The organism is Patescibacteria group bacterium (genome assembly GCA_018896645.1).
Lineage (GTDB): Bacteria > Patescibacteriota > Patescibacteriia > UBA2591 > JABMQE01 > JAHIMF01.
This window is the reverse complement of record JAHIMF010000078.1, coordinates 1-2,145: the sequence shown is the minus strand read 5'-3', so window position 1 is coordinate 2,145 and position 2,145 is coordinate 1. Positions and strand designations below refer to the sequence as shown.

Below are 2,145 nucleotides of genomic sequence, written 5' to 3'. Positions count from 1 at the left end.
TTGAGGAGATTCTTGATGAATTTATGGTGTATAAAGTTTAGTTTTTTACCCATTTTGTGAGGCCGGTTTTTTTGATAGAATAAATTCATATGCATAAGAAAATAGTTTTTCTTGATGTGGATTTTACTCTCAACACAAAAGGATATACTGATTTAATGGGGCGTTCGGATGTAATGGACCCAAAGAATGTTTTGCCATTAAAACGAGTCGTTGAAGTATGTGAAGCGAAGATGGTTGTATCATCAAACTGGCGCAAGACAGAAGGGTGGAGAAATTATGTCGAAACCGCACTTTCGGAAGCCGGTTGGAGTAACCCGCCAATTATTAGTCGAACGTATGATTTTTATGACCAGAGAGGGAAAGAAATAGATTATTGGCTAGCTGAACATCTAACAGAAGATTATCTAATAATCGACGACATCGTGGATAATCTCCTTGAAAAACAGGATGGACACATTATTGAAGTTAATCCTCAAACTGGATTTTCTGAAAGAAATGCTTTTCAAATAATGGAAAGGTGGGGGGTTCGTAAATGATCGTTATTTATAGCGGTCATTTTATGTATCCCAAGCTGGACAAAGTTAAATGCTCGAACCCAAGGTTGCTTTTTACAATCCGCTTGTTATTATTATTGCAGATTTAATTAAATACAAACGGAGGTATTTGAATGGAAACTTTTAAGCCAACTGCGAAAAATTTGCATCCCAACATCATTCGAACTTTGAAAGAGGGAGAAAAATGGCATGTTGATAATGGGTACGAACCTAGTGTCATAACGAAACAGTCGGTGAACAAATGGTTTGCAAAGTTAGATTTTATCGCCTGGACGAATGATGTTTTTACAATTTTGATGGGAAGTGACGATAGCAATAACAAGAACACCGTTGTATTAGTTTTTAACAGTGATGGCGTGGTAATCGATGAACGCATCTACTTTAATCCTCCAGAAGGACTGAAAAAGGTTCCCAAGAGAGCATTTATTGGTACTCCGATTATTGATGGCTCTAAGCCAATGAAGTTTGTGGCAGGAAATAAGAAAGACAAACCTTTCCAACCTCCAATTTAGTTCTTTGTCGAAAAAGCCCCAGATGGGGCTTTTGTTTTATTCTATCCAAAACTCGGAATTAACTCCAATTCTTTGCGAATCAATATCCAACCTGCCTGCCGGCAGGGCAGGCAGTAGGGGGAGCAAACTTGACAGGACAGTATTTTTATGCTACCCTTTTTACAGTACTTGAGAACAAAATTTTTGACTGAAGGGAGGTGTCGTGAGTGATACTAGACATCAGCATTGGTCTTCTGGTAGCCGTCGGTGTTGGTTTTCTTACTGATGGTACTTCTATAGTTTTGGTGGTTTTTGGTGGTTTTTCTGCTGTCGTGGCGGACGTAGATTTCTTCATCTATCTTTTGAGAAATAATTGGAAAGTGGACCAGTTTGCTCACGAACACCGTGACCTGTTCCATAATCCGATAATTTTTTCTCTGGGTGGAGGCATTATTCTTCTGTCGGTCTTTGGACCAAGTTGGGCTCTAGTTTGGGTATTAGGAACAATTTATCATTTTGTTCACGATACTCTCGAAAGCGGTTGGGGTGTCAGATGGCTTTACCCATTTGATAAAAGATATTTTACCCTCGCTTCGTATAGCCCACAGAGAATTATTCGAGACAAAGCAGAGCAACGTCAAATTGCCGCCAAGCATGGAAATCCAGATTGGCTAAAAGAAGAAAGCAAAATTCGTCCAAGGTTGGTTTACGAGACTACCTTGTTAGTTGTCTCAATAGCCATTTCAGTTCTTTGGTTAACCTAAAAGCCCCTATTTCACAAGTTGGAATGGGGGTGTTTTTTGTCCAAAACTTGGAATTAACTCTAATTCTTTCTTAATGTCTACCCAGTCTAAAGTTTTCCTCTTTCGCTTTGTGAGCTACGGACGGACAAGTGAACGCATCCCCACCAGAGGCGGGCAGACAGTGGGGGAGCATTTTTTAAGCCTTATTTTACAAGGCTCATTTTGACCCAGGAACTGGACGCTCGAACCTAACGTCTTGATTTTCTTTTGTTGTTTGCTAATGTTGGTTTAGATTAAAAAATTCGTAACAGGAGGATGAAATGAAAGAATCGATAGAATTTGTTCCAAATCAAGAAC

The 2,145-nt window shown here is 39.3% G+C and carries 3 protein-coding genes; all 3 read left to right on the top strand.

From position 1 onward, the window contains the following. Positions 1 to 89 precede the first annotated feature (89 nt). The 3 genes from KKD20_05800 to KKD20_05790 all read left to right on the top strand — a co-directional run bounded on the left by KKD20_05800 (position 90) and on the right by KKD20_05790 (position 1,809). A complete protein-coding gene (locus KKD20_05800; protein MBU4332598.1) occupies positions 90 to 536 on the top strand; it encodes a hypothetical protein in 447 nt (148 codons plus the stop codon). Positions 537 to 721: 185 nt separating this feature from the next. After that, entirely contained in the window at positions 722 to 1,066 is a 345-nt protein-coding gene (locus KKD20_05795; protein MBU4332597.1) for a hypothetical protein, read from the top strand. A 206-nt stretch (positions 1,067 to 1,272) separates the two neighbouring features. Continuing rightward, complete coding sequence (locus tag KKD20_05790; GenBank protein MBU4332596.1) at positions 1,273 to 1,809, top strand: metal-dependent hydrolase; 537 nt, start codon at positions 1,273 to 1,275, stop codon at positions 1,807 to 1,809. The last annotated feature ends 336 nt before the right edge of the window (positions 1,810 to 2,145 follow it).

Excerpts from the sequence above, each read along its gene's own strand:
- KKD20_05800 (MBU4332598.1), top strand. The coding sequence starts at position 90 with ATGCATAAGAAAATAGTTTTTCTTGATGTGGATTTTACTCTCAACACA.